15 protein-coding genes and 1 pseudogene are annotated in these 15,114 nt (G+C 71.6%); 6 read left to right on the top strand and 10 right to left on the bottom strand.

What is annotated here, in order from left to right:
• The 3 genes and pseudogenes from U5771_RS01985 to U5771_RS01975 form a co-directional block, all read left to right on the top strand.
• Window positions 1-223, top strand: a pseudogene (locus U5771_RS01985) (acetyl-CoA C-acetyltransferase); the annotation flags it as partial.
• A 215-nt stretch (window positions 224-438) separates the two neighbouring features.
• The gene (gene phbB, locus U5771_RS01980) at window positions 439-1,182 is read left to right on the top strand and encodes an acetoacetyl-CoA reductase (RefSeq protein WP_124612566.1); all 744 of its coding nucleotides are present in this window, start codon (window positions 439-441) and stop codon (window positions 1,180-1,182) included.
• Between the two features lie 198 nt (window positions 1,183-1,380).
• Entirely contained in the window at window positions 1,381-1,581 is a 201-nt protein-coding gene (locus U5771_RS01975; RefSeq protein WP_322022389.1) for a hypothetical protein, read from the top strand.
• 81 nt (window positions 1,582-1,662) lie between these two features.
• Here U5771_RS01975 and U5771_RS01970 read toward each other — a convergent pair whose 3' ends face one another.
• From U5771_RS01970 to U5771_RS01925, 10 genes are all read right to left on the bottom strand, one after another.
• On the bottom strand, window positions 1,663-1,980 hold the full coding sequence (locus tag U5771_RS01970) for a hypothetical protein (protein WP_322022388.1): 318 nt from the start codon (window positions 1,978-1,980) through the stop codon (window positions 1,663-1,665).
• On the bottom strand, window positions 1,977-2,522 hold the full coding sequence (locus U5771_RS01965; protein WP_322022387.1) for a hotdog family protein: 546 nt from the start codon (window positions 2,520-2,522) through the stop codon (window positions 1,977-1,979). Before U5771_RS01965 ends, U5771_RS01970 begins: the two co-directional genes overlap by 4 nt.
• The gene (locus tag U5771_RS01960; RefSeq protein WP_322022386.1) at window positions 2,519-3,337 is read right to left on the bottom strand and encodes a beta-ketoacyl synthase chain length factor; all 819 of its coding nucleotides are present in this window, start codon (window positions 3,335-3,337) and stop codon (window positions 2,519-2,521) included. The genes U5771_RS01965 and U5771_RS01960 overlap by 4 nt, the downstream gene beginning before the upstream one ends.
• A complete protein-coding gene (locus tag U5771_RS01955) occupies window positions 3,334-4,557 on the bottom strand; it encodes a beta-ketoacyl-[acyl-carrier-protein] synthase family protein (protein WP_322022385.1) in 1,224 nt (407 codons plus the stop codon). Before U5771_RS01955 ends, U5771_RS01960 begins: the two co-directional genes overlap by 4 nt.
• A 63-nt stretch (window positions 4,558-4,620) precedes the next feature.
• Window positions 4,621-5,505: a polysaccharide deacetylase family protein gene (locus U5771_RS01950; RefSeq protein ID WP_322022384.1), complete on the bottom strand. Its 885-nt coding sequence runs from the start codon at window positions 5,503-5,505 to the stop codon at window positions 4,621-4,623.
• Window positions 5,502-7,982 carry an MMPL family transporter gene (locus U5771_RS01945; protein ID WP_322022383.1) on the bottom strand — a complete coding sequence of 827 codons (2,481 nt, stop codon included), beginning with the start codon at window positions 7,980-7,982 and terminating at the stop codon, window positions 5,502-5,504. Before U5771_RS01945 ends, U5771_RS01950 begins: the two co-directional genes overlap by 4 nt.
• Window positions 7,982-8,626 carry an outer membrane lipoprotein carrier protein LolA gene (locus U5771_RS01940; protein WP_322022382.1) on the bottom strand — a complete coding sequence of 215 codons (645 nt, stop codon included), beginning with the start codon at window positions 8,624-8,626 and terminating at the stop codon, window positions 7,982-7,984. Before U5771_RS01940 ends, U5771_RS01945 begins: the two co-directional genes overlap by 1 nt.
• Window positions 8,623-9,597, bottom strand: coding sequence for an acyl-CoA synthetase (locus tag U5771_RS01935; RefSeq protein ID WP_322022381.1), 975 nt, complete (start codon window positions 9,595-9,597; stop codon window positions 8,623-8,625). The genes U5771_RS01940 and U5771_RS01935 overlap by 4 nt, the downstream gene beginning before the upstream one ends.
• Entirely contained in the window at window positions 9,594-11,339 is a 1,746-nt protein-coding gene (locus U5771_RS01930) for an AMP-binding protein (protein ID WP_322022405.1), read from the bottom strand. Before U5771_RS01930 ends, U5771_RS01935 begins: the two co-directional genes overlap by 4 nt.
• A 65-nt stretch (window positions 11,340-11,404) precedes the next feature.
• Window positions 11,405-12,049 (bottom strand): hypothetical protein, encoded by a 645-nt coding sequence (locus U5771_RS01925; RefSeq protein ID WP_322022380.1) that lies wholly within the window; start codon window positions 12,047-12,049, stop codon window positions 11,405-11,407.
• 566 nt (window positions 12,050-12,615) lie between these two features.
• Between U5771_RS01925 and U5771_RS01920 the strand changes: the two genes are divergently transcribed.
• From U5771_RS01920 to U5771_RS01910, 3 genes are all read left to right on the top strand, one after another.
• Window positions 12,616-12,900, top strand: coding sequence for a phosphopantetheine-binding protein (locus U5771_RS01920; RefSeq protein ID WP_322022379.1), 285 nt, complete (start codon window positions 12,616-12,618; stop codon window positions 12,898-12,900).
• Window positions 12,901-12,995: 95 nt separating this feature from the next.
• Complete coding sequence (gene fabG, locus U5771_RS01915) at window positions 12,996-13,712, top strand: 3-oxoacyl-ACP reductase FabG (RefSeq protein WP_322022378.1); 717 nt, start codon at window positions 12,996-12,998, stop codon at window positions 13,710-13,712.
• A 97-nt stretch (window positions 13,713-13,809) separates the two neighbouring features.
• Window positions 13,810-15,099, top strand: coding sequence for an endoribonuclease L-PSP (locus tag U5771_RS01910; RefSeq protein WP_322022377.1), 1,290 nt, complete (start codon window positions 13,810-13,812; stop codon window positions 15,097-15,099).
• The last annotated feature ends 15 nt before the right edge of the window (window positions 15,100-15,114 follow it).

Below are 15,114 nucleotides of genomic sequence, written 5' to 3'. Positions count from 1 at the left end.
TGCGGCGCAGGCGCTGGCGGTGCACAAGCAGATGGGCTGGGACACGTCGAAGGTGAACGTGAACGGCGGGGCGATCGCGATCGGTCACCCGATCGGCGCGTCGGGCTGCCGGATCCTGGTGACGCTGCTGCACGAGATGGCCAAGCGCGATGCAAAGCGCGGGCTGGCGTCGCTGTGCATCGGCGGCGGGATGGGCGTCGCACTCGCGGTCGAACGCGGTTGAGCAGGGTCTGACGAGATTGCACGCGTGCGGCGCCGGCCAGTGCCGCTCGCGTGTGCAGCAACCTTCGCGCGGAACAAGCAACCAACAACAAGCGTGATGTTCCGATGCGCCGATGCCCGCCTTGCGGGCGCCAGCGCACCGCAGCGGTGGGGCGGCAGCATGTGCCATGCCGTCGCCCCGCACCATTGTTTACTTTTTTGTCGGTAATTTATAGGATGACTAAGCGAATTGCAGTTGTGACGGGTGGAATGGGCGGTCTTGGCGAAGCGATCAGCATCCGGTTGAACGATGCTGGCTACCAGGTCGTCGTCACGTATTCGCCGAACAACACCGGCGCCGATCGCTGGCTGACCGAGATGCATGCGGCCGGTCGCGAATTCCACGCGTATCCGGTCGACGTGGCCGACCACGATTCGTGCCAGCAATGCATCGAGAAGATCGTCCGGGACGTCGGCCCGGTCGACATCCTGGTGAACAACGCGGGCATCACGCGCGACATGACGCTGCGCAAGCTCGACAAGGTCAACTGGGATGCGGTGATCCGTACCAACCTCGATTCCGTGTTCAACATGACGAAGCCGGTCTGTGACGGCATGGTCGAGCGCGGCTGGGGGCGCATCGTCAACATCGCTTCGGTGAACGGCTCGAAGGGCTCGGTCGGCCAGACCAACTACGCGGCCGCGAAGGCCGGCATGCACGGCTTCACGAAATCGCTCGCGCTCGAGATCGCGCGCAAGGGCGTGACGGTGAATACGGTATCGCCGGGCTATCTCGCGACGAAGATGGTGACGGCGATCCCGCAGGACATCCTCGATACGAAGATCCTTCCGCAGATTCCGGCGGGACGGCTCGGTCAACCCGAGGAAGTCGCGGCGCTGGTCGCGTATCTGTGCTCGGAGGAGGCCGGTTTCGTGACGGGCTCGAACATCGCGATCAACGGCGGCCAGCACATGCACTGACGCGCGGCGGCCCGGGCGGCGTTCGCGCGCGCGTCCGGGCCGTGCTCCCGCTGTATCCAGCGCCGGGGCGGCGCGCAGGCGCGCGGTGACGGATCACGGACGCAGGTTCGCCGCGCATGCGGCGGGTCGTGCGCGCCCGCGCTCCGGCTACCGCGTCGCGGCACGCACGCCGCACCGGCCTCGCATTCCGGAGGAGGCATGGGTGACACCTGGATGGGACTCGCGATCGGCGGCTCGGCACTGGCCGTCGCGCTGACGATGGCGATCGCGCTTCACTGGCTCGAGCGGCGCCGCGCGCGGCTGCTGCGAAACTTCGATCATCGCGATTGCTGGCTGGTCGCGTACGGCAAGTGCCTCGCGCGCGGGCCGGCGCGCCGCACGCGCGGCGGCGCGCGATGACGGCGGCGGTGCGGCACCGGCGCGTTCACGCGCCGTGCCGCATCCCGTTCATCCCGCTTGCGGTGCGCGGGACACCCTTACTCAATCGCTCTTCCGCGCGCCTTCGCCGGAATCGTTCTTGTGGAAGACCCGCTTCGTCGTGCGCTTGGTGGCATCCCAGCCCTCGCGCGACGCGTGCGCGATGCCGTGGCCGACCGTCTTCGCGGCGCTCGCGGTCGCGTGGCCGAAGCTGCGCGCGGCTTCGCCGGTCTTGTGTGCGGCTTCCTTCGAATCGCGCTTGATGTCCTGCTTCACTTCCGACATGTCCGCGTGCGCGATCGGGCTGATCAGCGCGAGAACGAACGCGGTGCAAATGAACTGACGTGCTTTCACGACCTGGTTTCCTTGGGGCAAATTCATCGAGGGTCCGCGCGGCCCGCAGGCGGCGGAACGAATGCGCCGGCCGCCGATGCATCGAGCATCACCGCGGCGCGGCCGCTGAGCAACACGCGCTCGGCGCAGCGCAGCGTGAAGCCGTACAACACGGAGCGGTCGTCGCCGCCGATGCGTTCGGCGTCGACGGTCAGCGGCAGCTCGAACGTGTCGAGCCGGTCGACGAACGCGTCGACGTTGCGCACGCTCGCGAGGTAGCCGGCGCGCGGCCGCGCAGGTTCCATCTGCGCCGGTTGCGCACCGAGCAGCGCACCGAGCAGCGCGCCGTGCACGGCCATCGCCTGCGCCGCATATTCGATTCCGCAGACCGACGCGAGCCGGCCGCGCGAGCGCAGCGGGTTGTGGGGATCGCGGTGGCTCGTCGCGCTGCAGCGGATGCGTGCGGCATCCCATGCTTCGACGCGATCGAGCATGCACATCGCGCCGTCGTGCGGAATGTGCGCGGCGATCCATGCGCGATCGAGCGTCGCCGTCGACGGCGGCATCGGCGTCGAGCAGGGCGTCGTCATTGCGTGTGCTCCGCGGTGGCATCGGGCAGTGCGATATCGACCTGCACGCGCGTATCTTCCAGATAGTCGAGCACGACGCGCGTTGCCCGCCGCGCGGCGAGCGCGTCGAGCAGCGGCAGCGCCCGCGCGGCCGGATTGCCGGTACGCAGCGCGTCGAGTTCGCGGTTCGCGAGCGTCGTCGCCGGCGCGTCGGTGAGCTGCACGTCGATGCGCGCGAGCGTGCGTTCGCTCGCGTCGGGCGCGAGCACGAGCGCGACGCCGAATGCATCGACGATCGGCCGCACCGCGTGCAGCGGCTCCGGATAGTCGGTGTCGTACGCGATCAGCAGGCTCGGCACGCGATCGACCACGACCTGGCACAGGCTTTCGAGCAGGCCCGCGGCAAAGCTGCCGTCGTGCGCGCACAGCACGTTCGACGTCGCCATCGCGCGGGTCGCGATGCTCCAGTAGCCGGCCGGCGCGTTGTGCACCGAGTTGTGAAAGCGCGTGGGCGACAGGTGGCGATCGTCGCCGGCGAGGGTCTCGCAGATCGCGTGGCAGTTCTGGCCGTCGCCGCCGGACGCGCTGAACACGGTCGCGAGCGTGGCGGCATCGCGCCCGCTCGCGGCTGCCGCTTCGAGGCCGACCGCGAGCGCGACGCGTACGACGGGGCCGGTACGGCGGCGCTCCGCCGGCGGCAGGCTGGCGGGCGCCGGCAGCACGGTGCGCGCGCGCGCATAGGCCGCGCGGCCCGCGAGCACGTCGGCCGCGTGCGGCCAGTCGTTCAGTCCCGGCCCGACGAGACCGATGCTTTCGATGAAGGCGGTGAGGGTCATGTCGGCTCCCGGCGGCTCGCATGCTCGGCGCGGCCGAGGATCAGGCTGCAGTTCGTGCCGCCGAAGCCGAACGAATTCGACAGGACCGCACGCACGCGCGCCTCGCGGCTCGCGAGCACGTAGTCGGCGGCCAGCGCCGGGTCGGGTTGCGTCGTGTTGACGCCGGCCGGCACGAACTGCTCGCGCAGCGCGAGCGCGGCGACGACTGCCTCGAGCGCGCCGGCCGCACCGAGCGTGTGACCGGTCGCGCCCTTCGTCGAGCTGCACGGCGTGCGCGCGAGCAGCGCACCTACCGCGCGGCTCTCGGCGGCATCGTTGCTGGGCGTCGCGGTGCCGTGCAGGTTCACGTAGTCGATGTCGCTTGCATCGAGGCCGGCCGACGCAAGCGCCTGTTCGATCGCGACGCGCGCGCCGAGCCCTTCCGGATGCGGCGACGACATGTGATGCGCATCGCTCGATTCGCCGATGCCGAGCAGCAGGATCGCGTCGTCGTCGAGCGTGGCGGGCGCATCCGGCACGCGTTCGAGCAGTGCGAACGCGGCGGCTTCGCCGATCGAGATGCCGTCGCGCGCGACGTCGAACGGCCGGCACGGCCGGCGCGACAGCAGTTCGAGCGAATTGAAGCCGTACAGCGTCGTCAGGCACAGCGAATCGACGCCGCCGACGACGGCCGCATCGATCAGCCCCGCTTCGATCATCCGGCGCGCGGAGCCGAATACCTTCGCGCCGGACGAACACGCGGACGAGATCGCCATCGCCGGCCCGCGCAGCGCGAAATACGCGCGCACGAACGCGGCCGGCGAATACGGGTTGTGCGTGTGCGCGTAGCGGAACCCGGCGGGCAGCGCGCCGCTTGCCGGATCGCGCTGCTCGTACGCGCGTTCGGTCTCGAGGATGCCGGACGTGCTCGTGCCGACGAACACGCCGACGCGCGCGGCGCCATGGCGCGACACGGCCGCCGCGACGTGCGCGTCGAAGCCGTCCTGCACGAGGCCGAGCTGCGCGAGGCGGTTGTTGCGGCAGTCGAAGTCGGCAAGATCCGCACGCACGGGCTGCGCATCGACGCCGTCCACGGCGCCGATCCAGGTGTCGAGATCGGCGCGTTCGAAGTCGCACGGCGTGAGCCCGCCGCGCGCGTGGCGCAGCGCGGCGAGGGTCGCATCGAGGCCGCGGCCGATACAGCTGGTGGCGGTGAAGTGCGAGAGCAGGAGAGGTTTCACGAGGGTCGTATCCGGTGGCCGGAACGGGCGCCGCAGCGGGGCTGGCGGGCGCGCCGGGCATGGTCAGATTTTATCAAACGGGGGGGCCGCCATGCCCGGCTGGCCGGACGGTTCGGGCGCGAGCGCGGCGCGCAGCGTGGTCCAGTGCAACCGCGCATCGGCGGCCGCGCGCAGCAATGCCGGCAGCACGTCCAGCACGATCGGTTCGCCGCGCGTATCGCGCGCCGCGTGGCCGTCGTGGACGAGCAGGATGTCGCGCGGCGCCAGGCCGTTCAGCAAGCGGCGCGTGACGGTGCCCGCATCGTGCGCGCGCGTGTCGAAGCCGCGGCGCGTCCAGCTGGCGAGCTGCAGGCCGAGCTCGCACAGCACCGGCTCGAGAAACGGATTGCGCAGGCCGGCCGGCGCGCGGAAGAAGCGCGGGCGCGTGCCGGCGATCTCGGTCAGCGTCTGCTGCGCGGCCGCGATCTCGCGCCGCAGCGCGGCGGGGCCCGACAGCGAGAACGTATGCCGGTGTCGCTGGCTGTGGTTCTCGACCGCGTGGCCGCGCGCGACGATCGCTTCGACCCACCGCGGATGGCGGCGCGCGAGATCGCCGATGCAGAAGAACGTCGCGCGCGCGTCGTAGCGATCGAGCAGGTCGAGCACACGCGGCGTGACGTCGGGGTCCGGGCCGTCGTCGATCGTCAGCGCGATCCGGCGGCCGGCGCCTGCCGGCAGGCGCGTCCAGTTCGGCCCGAGCAGCGCGCTGCGCGGCCACAGGCCGGCCGCGGTCAGCGCGAGATGCGACGCGACCACGCCGCCGGCGGCCCACGGCCAGGCGGCCGGCTGCGCGACCACGGCCGCGAGCGCACCCGCGTGCAGCGCGGCCGTGCCCGCGATCAGCGGGGTCGGTTTCCAGCGGCGCGCATCGCCGGGCTGGCGAGGCGGAACGGACGACGGCGCGTTCATGCGCGACCTCCTGTCGAATCACGATGAGGGCAGCCTGCCGCCCCGGCGCGCGGTGCCAGGATCGCGGCGAACGCGAGCGCGAGCATCGCGCCGGGGCCGACGGTCAGCCCGAAGGTTTCGAGCAGCGGCACGCGCGACAGCGCGAGCAGGCCGAAGCCGGCGACCGTCGCGAGGTTCGCGATCAGGAGCGACACGAGCGTGTGCGGCGTGACCGGTTGCGCGTCGTCGCGCTTGCAGAAGAACAGCGCATAGTTCGAGCCGACCGCGACGATCAGCAGCATTCCGACGAGGTGCAGGATCGTCAACTGCACGCCGGCGAGCGCGAAGCCGGCCGTCACCACCAGCACGGCCGCGACCAGCGGCGCGAGCGCGCGCACGACACGGCGCGGCGAGCGCAGCGCGATCAGCAGCAGCACGGCGATCGCCGCGAAACCCGCGAGCGACAGCCGGATGTCCTCGTGCACGTAGTTCATGTACAGGCGGTCAGCCTCGGCCTTCAGGTCGACGAACAGCGCATCGGGCACGCCGGCACGCGCGACGGCCGCGCGGATCGGCGCGGCATCGAGCGCCGGCGCGGCCGCCGAAGCGGTGCGTGCGATGTCCGGCGCGCGCAACGACAGCATCGCGCTCCAGCGGCCCGCATGCTCGGTCAGCAGCGCGTCGACGGCGAGCGCCATCGACGTGCCGCGCAGGTCCGCGCGCGTGAGCAGCGGCGCGCGGCGTGCGGCTTCGACATCGGCGATGAACGGTGCGAACAGCTCGGGTCTGACCGTGATCGGCTGGTTCGCGACAGCCGTGCGCATGCGCGCGGCAAGCACGTCCGCGTCCGGCAGGCTCGCCTGGCGCGCGCGCTGCGCGGCGTCGCTCGGCAGGTAGCGCGCGGGACTTTCGAAGCCCGCGAGCGCGCCGCGGTCGACGAGCGGCTGCAATTGCGCGGCGACCTGTTCCGCGCGTTCGAGCGCGGCCTGTTCGGTCGGCGCGGAAATCACGACGAGGTAGCGCACGTCCGGCGCGCCGACGTCGGCGCGCAGGCGTGCGTCGAGTGCCTGCGCACGGGCGGGAACGGGGCTCAGCGCCGCGAGCTCGCGGCTCCACAGGCCGTCGCGATGCAGCACGAGGGTCGCGCACGCGGCGAGCACGAGCACGGCGAGCGGCCAGCGCAGCCGCGGCGCCACGGCGGCCGCCCGCGCGAGCGCCGCGCCGACGCGCGACACGTCGCGAATCGCGACGTGCTGGCCGCGCAGGTGCGGCAGCACGAAGCGCGTGACGAGCGCGGCGGCCGTCAGCCCGACGATCGAATACAGGCCGAGCTGAACCAGGCCCGGAAAGCCCGAGAACAGCATCGACGCGAAGCCGCACACGGACGTCAGCACGCCGAGCCGGATCGTCGGCCAGTACGCGGCGACCCATGCACGCGTCGCGTCGACGGGGCGCGTGGTGCCGCGCGCGCCGGCCTGCGCCGACTGCACGAACAGGTAGATCGAATAGTCGACTGCTTCGCCGATCAGCGTCGTGCCGAAGCCGAGCGTCAGCCCATGGACCGTGCCGAACGCGAGGCTGACCGCCGCGATGCCGGCCGCGATGCCCGTGAGCACCGGCAGCAGCCCCAGCGCGAGTGTGCGCGGCGAGCGGTACAGGGTCAGCAGCAGCGCGACGATCAGGGCGACGCTCGCCGTCGACAGCCGCTCGACGTCGTGCCGGATGGTGTCGCGCGTGTCGACCGAGAACACGCCGGGGCCGGTCATCGCGAGCGTGTACGCGGCCGGGTTCGGCAGCGTCTGCGTCGCGGCGGAGAACGCGCGGCGCACCGCGTCGATCGCACGTGCCTGCGCGTCGGTGTCGGCGCCCGCGGCGGCCGTCTGCACGACGAGCACGGCGCGCGTGCCGTCGTGCGATGCCCACACGCCGTCGCGCAGCGCGGGCTGCGAGCCGCTGTCGAGCTGGTCGACGAGCGCGGTCACTTCGCCGGTCGGGTCGCGCGGCAGCATCGCTTTCGCGACGAGGCCCGCCGACGAGCTCAGCAGGTCGAGGCTGTCGCCGAGCGCCTGATGCAGGCCGTCCGTGCTGAAGCGCCGCGGCGTGACGGCCGGGCTCAGCAGGTAGCGATGGTCGAACACGAACTGCTGGTCGCGCGCGTCGTTCACGGCTTCGCCGTTGTTGATCGCCGAGAACTGCCGGTCGGCGCGCAGCGTGCCGGCGACGCGCCGCGACAGCGCGGCGCGCGTGGCCGCATCGCCGCCGTCGATCGCGACGAGGATCAGCCGTGACACGATGCCGTCGCGCAGTTGATCGACCAGCACGCGCTGGCCGGCGCTCGGCGCGCTCGGCAGGAACGCCGACAGGTCGGCCGTGAAGTTCGCGCGGGCGATCGCGATTCCGCATGCGACGAGCGCGAGCAGCCACGCGAGCACGGCGCGTTGCGTCCACACGGGCGGGCGGACCGTGACGGGGGCGGGCGGCCGGGTGCGTTCGTCCATCAGTTCGCCGGGACGGGTTGCAGGCGCATCGTCGAATGGTCGCCGTCGGCCTGCCGGATCGCGACGCTGCGCAACACGTCGCGCGAGCCTTCGAGCGTGATCGTGCTGACGACCTTCAGCATCCGCGAGTCGAGCGGCGTGAGCGTCAGCGTCCAGTCGTCGCCGCGACCGGCGAGCGCGACCTTGTAGACCTGCTCGAGCGCGTAGCGGTTGCCGGCGAGCGTCGCGCGGATGCTGTCGATGAACGCGCCGAGTTCCGGATAGCGTGCGAGCGCGAGCGTGTACTTGCGGTTGTTGCGCTCGACGGTGAGCATGTCGCCGTCGACGACGAGATGTTCGGGCTTCGGGCTCAGCGTGTGCTTCTCGAGATGGTCGGGGGCGACGAACACGAGCTCGCCCGACGATTCGACCGGTTGCGCGGCGATCGACAGCGTCTTCGTCTCGGTGAACGTCGCGCGCCCGGACTTGTGCTGCGCGAGCGTCGACATCAGCCGGTCGAGGGTCCACGCGGAAGCGGTGTCGGCCGCGTGCGCGGGCAAGGCGAGCGCGCACGCGGCCGTGACGGCGAACGTGCGCGCGGCGCGGCGCAGCGCGAGCGGAGACGGCAGCAGGAACATCGGCAAGAAGCGGCGAACGGCGGTCATGCGTCGGAATCCCTCGTGGCGGACAGGTCGGTGCACGCGCGCGCAGCGTCGCGGCGCGCGGCGGCGTCGCCGGTCTGCCAGAAATCGAAATAGTTGAACCAGTTGTACGGGGCCGCGCGGCAATACCTGTCGAGCAACTCGACGTAGCGCGCGAGCGCCGCATCGACAGCCGCCGCGCGCGCGTCGCGGTGGACGTCGGAGAAATCGGCGAGCGTCTCGAAGTGCACGTCGTAGCGGTTGCCGTCGCGATAGAGGCCCGTCATGAACAGCACCGGGCGCCGCAGCATCGCGGCCATGTACAGCGGCCCGAGCGGGAACGCGGCCGGCGCGCCGAGCAGCGGCAGCCGCCGCAGCGACGCGGCCGCGTCGTCGAGCAGCGTGCGGTCGGCGAGCATCCCGACCATGCAGTTCGCGTCGAGGCGCTCGCGCACCTTCAGCATCGAGTCGACCTGCCCGAGCGGAATCACTTCCGGCGTCGCGGCCGGGTTCACCGCGGCGAGCGTCGCGTTGATCTTGCGTGCATTCTCTTCGAACATCGTGACGACGACGCGCAGGTCCGGACGCGTGCGGCCGATCGCGCGCACGACTTCGAAGCTGCCGAGATGCGCGCCCATCAGGAATGCACCGCGCCCGCCGGCGAGCGCGGCGTCGACCCGCGTTTCGCCGTGCAGCCGGATGTCGAACAGGTCGAAGCGGCCGTTCATCAGGTAGATGCGGTCGTGGATCGTCGCCGCGAACGTAAACACGTGCCGGTACACGTCGCGCCAGCGCGCGGGACGGCCGAGCACGCGGCGCAGGTAGTCGCGCGACGCCGCGCACGCGACCGGCGAGAACAGCACGAAATAGGTTGCGACGGCATGCAGCACGATGCGCGACGGCCGCCGGCCGAAACGCAGCGAGATCCAGGTCATCGCGCGCAGCAACCCCGCGTTGCTGCGTTCCTGGCGCTCGGCCCACGCGTTGCGTTTCATGGCTGAGCGCCTTCTTGTGCGGCCGGCGGCGCGGACAGCACGCCGGTCGCGACGTCGCGCGCGCCCGCGCGCAGCGTGAAGCGGATCGTGCCGCCGGCCGCCGCGTCGAACGCGAGATCGAGCGGTTCGCCCGGCGCGACCGGACTCAGGAATTTGGCGGAAGCCAGCCGCCACGTATCGAGCGGGCGATTCAGCGACGCGCCGAGCGCGGCGAGCGCGTGATCGAGCAGCACGACACCCGGCACGATCGGATGACCGGGGAAATGGCCGGGCAGCGCCGGATGATCGGCGGGAATCGTGAACGCGAGCGGCGCGTGTGTCGCGGCACGCTCGCGCACATCGGCCGCGGCGGCGCGCGTGTGCCGTGCGACGAGCGCGGCGAGCACGTCGCGCGGCAGCTTGCCCGTTTCGTTGCGCGGCAATACGTCGACGAACACGAGCGGACGCGGCATGAAGGCGGGATCGATCCGTTCCCGCAGCGCGCGCTGCAGATCGGCCGCGGCGAGTGTCGGCGCGACCACGAGCGCGACGAGGCGCGTGACCGGTTCGAGGGTCGCATCGGCGTCGGCCGGGGCGGCTTCGTCCGGCATGAAGAACACGCCGTCGACGACGCCGGCAATCGCGTTCAGCTGATGGTTCAGATAGGCGAGCGACGTGCGCTTGCCGGCGATGTTGACGAGGTCCGCCTTGCGGCCGTGCAGCAGGAATCGGCCGTCGCAGAGCAACTCGAGCGCGTCGCCCATCGGCACGGGGGTTTCGACGTGCCCGCCCGACACCCACACGGTCGGGCCGCCGTCGTCGTCCGCGGCGTCAGGCGCCAGGCGCGCGTCGAGCCGGATGTCCGGGAACAGTTGCCAGGCGGCGCCCTGCGACGTGCGGCGCGTCGCGATCTGGCCGGTCTCGGTGCTGCCGTAGATCTCGACGAGCGGCGCAGCGAGCGCGGCTTCGGCTTCGCATGCGAGTTTTTCCGACAGCGGCGCGGTGGCCGACAGCACGAGCGCGGCCGGCGGCAGCGCATGGCCGGCCGACAGCAGTGCGCGCAGGTGGATCGGCGACGTGACGAGCACGCGCGGCTGCGGGATCGCGGCGAGTTCATCGCGAATGTCGACCGGGTAGAACGGCTGGCGGTTGCTGAACGCGAGGCCGCCGATCAGCGCGAGCAGCACTGTCGACTCGAAACCGTACATGTGCTGCGCGGGCACGGTGCCGATCAGCGTGGCCGCGCGGCCGTCGAGCAGGCCGAGGCGATCGGCCGCCGCACGCACGCAGCCGACCAGGAAGCCCCACGTCTTGCGGTGCGGCACCGGCGCGCCGGTCGAGCCGGACGTGAACACGTACGCCATGATCCGCGACGCGTCGATCCGGGGCACGACGAATGGGGCGTCGTCGGCGAGCGCGCCGGGTGCGGCGTCCGGATACGCGAAGCGCGGCAGGTCGATCGCGCAGTCGGGCGCGTCGTGCAGGCAGAACGCGTCCGGTGCGAACGACGCGAGCTGGCGCACCATCTCCGGCGTGTGCGTCGACGGCAGCAGGCTGATCCTGCCGGCGACGAGCGCCGCGCACAGGCTGACCGCGAAGCGGTAGCGGTCGCGGCACACGTTGAACACGTGGCCGCCGGCGGGCAGCGCGGCGGCCACGCGCGCGACGTCGGCGACGAACGTGCGCACGCTGACGGGCGTGCCGTCGCGCCAGGCGATCGTCTGGTCCGGCGAGGAGTGGAATACCAGCGGGTGAGTCGGCATAAATCGGTTGAAGCGGGAGGTGGTCACCGGCGCGGCCGCGATGCGGCGCCGCGCCGGCCATGAATTCATCGTGACGGCTGCGTCGACGCGCGGTACGCGCGCACCGCGTCGACCATCCGCGGCCGCGCGTCGTGCGGCAGCGCGAAGCGCCGGCACGCATGCTCGGCGGCGAACATCACGGCGACGAGCGGCAGCGACAGGTAGTTCGCGAACGTCGACCACGCGACGATCGGCGCGGTCGCGAACAGCAGCGTCGACACGACGGCGATCGCGACGAAGAACAGCGTCCATGCGAGCGTGATGCGCCGCGTGTAGCGCGCGACGGCCGGCGTGATCGTGCCGTGGATCATCGTCGCGAAGCGCGTGCACAGCGGCACCTGGCCGGCCGCGAGCGTGCGGCCGAACAGCAGCGCCATCGCGAGGTTGAAGCTCGCGTGCTCCAGATACAGGCCCCATTCGAAATGGCGCGCGAGCGGGATGCGCGCGGCCCACAGCGCGACGGCGGCCAGCAGCCACGCCGGCACGAGCCATGCGCGCTTCGGCGAGCGCAGTGCCGCGCCGAGCGCGAGCAGCAGCGGCGGCACGAGCGCCATCGCGAGGCCGAAGCCGTGCGCGCCGGGCGTCGCGGCCGCGTAATGCGCGCCGATCTGGTACGCCGCCACCGCGGCGACCGCGCCGGCGCCGCGTGCGATGTCGAGCGGCGTGCTCATCGCGGCGCTCCGGGCGCGCGGCGCGGGTGCGCGTTGCCGCCGGCCGCCGCGGCACGGCGGCGGACGGGCGGGCAAACCGGGGCGAGGCGAACGGACGGGCGCGGCATGGTTGCTGGAAACATCGGGCGGATCGGAGGCCGGACGCGTTGGTCGGGCCGTCAAACATCATATGAATGGCGGCCGGGATGTTTGTCCGGGCCGGCTGTCGTGCATGCACATTTTAGGGCCCCGGCGCGGCGGTTCGAGGCGGGCGCGGCCGGGTTTTGTAACCGAATGTATGGCAGCGCACTGAAGCTTTTGCGGCGGCGATTCATTTCCGCCCGAAGCGGCTCAAGCGTCTGCTGCGATCGGGGCCCGAAACCGGCCGCGGCGGAGGCCCTTCAGTCTGTAACCATTCGCGGTATACGTGCCGATACCCATCGTCTAGAATCCGCGTAACTTTTACAAACGACCCCCAATAACGCAGGCGGGGAAGCCGGCAGACGCCGGAGGGACGGAGATTCGCGCGCGCTTCGCTCGCGCCGTGCGTGCACGACGGTTGCCGTTTCCGGGCGCCTCCCGCTGCCATGGGCCGCCTGCCCGCAAGCATGATGAACGCACTGGAACAAGAGCTCGCCACGCTGATCATCGGCGAACTGAATCTCGAAGACGTCCCGCTCGACACGGTGACGGCCGGGACCCCGCTGTACGGCGAGGGCTTCGGGCTCGACTCCATCGACATCCTGGAAATCGCGCTGCTGATCTCGAAGAAGTACGGCTTCGAGCTGCGCTCGGACAATCCGGACAACCAGAAGATCTTCGCGACGCTCGGCGCGCTTGCAACGTACGTCGCCGCGCATTGCACGAAGTGACGGCGGCGCGCAGAGGATGACGGTACGCAACGGCGGTTGCTGGACGAACCGCCGCCGCGTCGATCGAGGGGAAACGCGATGAACGGAGCAATGCGATGCGGGCGCTCGTAACGGGCGGCAGCGGCGCACTCGGGCAGGCGATCTGCACGACGCTCGCGCAGGCCGGCCATGAAGTCTGGGTGCACGCGAACCGGAATCTCGCGCAGGCGCAAGCCGTCGCGCAGCAGATCGTCGCGGCCGGCGGCACCGCGCATGCGATTGCGTTCGACGTGACCGACGCCGATGCGACGCTCGCCGCGCTCGCGCCGTTCGTCGACGACGCACCAGTGCAGATCCTCGTCAACAACGCGGGCATTCACGACGACGCGCCGATGGCCGGCATGTCGCGCCGGCAATGGCACAGCGTGATCGACGTGACGCTCAACGGTTTTTTCAACGTGACGCAGCCGCTGTTGCTGCCGATGATCCGCACGCGGCGCGGCCGGATCGTCAACATCGCGTCGGTCGCCGGCGTGACCGGCAACCGCGGGCAGGTTAACTACGCGGCCGCGAAGGCGGGGCTGATCGGCGCGACGAAGTCGCTGTCGCTGGAGCTCGCGTCGCGCGGCATTACCGTGAACGCGGTCGCGCCCGGCATCATCGAATCGCCGATGGCCGACCACGCGTTTACCGCCGAACGGATCAAGCAGCTCGTGCCGGCGCAACGCGCGGGCCGGCCCGACGAAGTCGCGGCGATGGTCGCGTATCTGGTATCCGATGCGGCCGCCTATGTGACGGGGCAAGTGCTGTCCGTCAACGGCGGGCTCGCATGACGACGCGCGCGGCGTCGGCTTGACGCGAAGCAACGGCGCGCAACGCGGCGCGCGGCGACGATGCCGCGAGCCTGCGCAGCATAGTGAGGAAATCGAAGTGTCAGTGCATCCAGTCGACGCCGAACGGCGAGCGTGTTCCCCGTCGTCCGCCACGAACGCGGTCGCACGCGGACACATGGCCGCCGCACCCGCCGCATCGCGAGCGGGCCGCTCGCCCGCGGCGAACGGCGGCAACCGTGCGTTGCGACTCGTCCAGATCGATCATGCGCGGCTGGCTGCGCTGCTGCACGCTGCGCAGCAGCGGGGCGACGCATTCGACCACGTGTTTCCCGGCGCGCTGGGCGCGGTCTGCATCGGCGCGGCCGGGGCGCCGGCCGATGCGATGGCGAGTATGCTCGCCGCCGCCGCGCCCGACCTGCCGCTCGCGCCGGTGCAGATGGCGCTGCTCGATGCCGGCGGCCATGCACGCGCCGGTGCGGTCTGCGAAATCTGGCAATGCGACGCGTCCGACCTGCGCAGCGAGCGACGCGGCGCGCTGCAGTATCGCTACAGCGAAACGGCGGGGCTCGTGTTCGGCAGCATCGTCGTGCACGAAGCGCACGAAGCGGCCGCTGCGGATCGCGACGGCGGCACGCCGCTCGAGCGCGCGACACACGATGCGTACCGCGCGCTGTTCGACGTGCTCGATACGCTCGGCATCCCGCATCCGCTGCGGATCTGGAACACCGTGCCGGCGATCAACGCGCAGCAGTTCGGGATCGAGCGCTATCGTCAGTTCAATATCGGCAGGCAGCGCGCGTTCGACGCGTGCCGCCGCGCGCTGACGGGCGGCGTGCCGGCCGCCTGCGCGCTCGGTTCGGTCGTGCCGGTCGCGGGCGACACGCCGCCGGCCGCGCCGCTCGCGATTCATTTCATCGCGAGCCGCACGCCGGCCGATCCGGTCGAGAACCCGCGCCAGGTCAGCGCGTATCACTACCCGTCGGAATACGGCCCGCGTGCGCCGACGTTCGCGCGCGCGGCCGCATGGCGCGGCGGCGATGCCGCGCCGCTGCTGTTCGTGTCGGGCACCGCCAGCATCGTCGGGCATCGCACCGTGCATCGCGGCGACGTCGTCGCGCAAACGCGCGAGACGATCGCGAACCTGGCCGCCGTGCTCGAGCAGGCCGCGCGGCAGGGGCACGGCCCGTTCGCGCTCGCCGACCTGAGCTACCGCGTCTACGTGCGCGACGCCGGCGATGCCGCGGCGCTCGCCGCGATCGAGCGCGTGCTGCGCGATGCGACCGGCCCCGACGTGCGGCCGCTGTTCGTCCACGCGGACGTGTGCCGCGACGATCTGCTGGTCGAGATCGAGGCGAGCGCCGGTCATCCGCTGGAGCACCTGTCGTGAAGCGCGCGGGCCTGT

The sequence above is a fragment of the Burkholderia sp. BCC1977 genome, from assembly GCF_905339595.1.
Lineage (GTDB): Bacteria > Pseudomonadota > Gammaproteobacteria > Burkholderiales > Burkholderiaceae > Burkholderia.
This window is presented reverse-complemented; position numbering and strand designations above follow the sequence as displayed.

Bases quoted from the DNA above. Each gene is read 5' to 3' on its own strand.
- phbB (WP_124612566.1), top strand. From the start codon at position 439: ATGACTAAGCGAATTGCAGTTGTGACGGGTGGAATGGGCGGTCTTGGC.
- U5771_RS01975 (WP_322022389.1), top strand. From the start codon at position 1,381: ATGGGTGACACCTGGATGGGACTCGCGATCGGCGGCTCGGCACTGGCC.
- U5771_RS01970 (WP_322022388.1), bottom strand. From the start codon at position 1,980: ATGAATTTGCCCCAAGGAAACCAGGTCGTGAAAGCACGTCAGTTCATT.
- U5771_RS01965 (WP_322022387.1), bottom strand. From the start codon at position 2,522: ATGACGACGCCCTGCTCGACGCCGATGCCGCCGTCGACGGCGACGCTC.
- U5771_RS01960 (WP_322022386.1), bottom strand. From the start codon at position 3,337: ATGACCCTCACCGCCTTCATCGAAAGCATCGGTCTCGTCGGGCCGGGA.
- U5771_RS01950 (WP_322022384.1), bottom strand. From the start codon at position 5,505: ATGAACGCGCCGTCGTCCGTTCCGCCTCGCCAGCCCGGCGATGCGCGC.
- U5771_RS01945 (WP_322022383.1), bottom strand. From the start codon at position 7,982: ATGGACGAACGCACCCGGCCGCCCGCCCCCGTCACGGTCCGCCCGCCC.
- U5771_RS01940 (WP_322022382.1), bottom strand. From the start codon at position 8,626: ATGACCGCCGTTCGCCGCTTCTTGCCGATGTTCCTGCTGCCGTCTCCG.
- U5771_RS01935 (WP_322022381.1), bottom strand. From the start codon at position 9,597: ATGAAACGCAACGCGTGGGCCGAGCGCCAGGAACGCAGCAACGCGGGG.
- U5771_RS01930 (WP_322022405.1), bottom strand. From the start codon at position 11,339: ATGCCGACTCACCCGCTGGTATTCCACTCCTCGCCGGACCAGACGATC.
- U5771_RS01925 (WP_322022380.1), bottom strand. From the start codon at position 12,049: ATGAGCACGCCGCTCGACATCGCACGCGGCGCCGGCGCGGTCGCCGCG.
- U5771_RS01920 (WP_322022379.1), top strand. From the start codon at position 12,616: ATGGGCCGCCTGCCCGCAAGCATGATGAACGCACTGGAACAAGAGCTC.
- fabG (WP_322022378.1), top strand. From the start codon at position 12,996: ATGCGGGCGCTCGTAACGGGCGGCAGCGGCGCACTCGGGCAGGCGATC.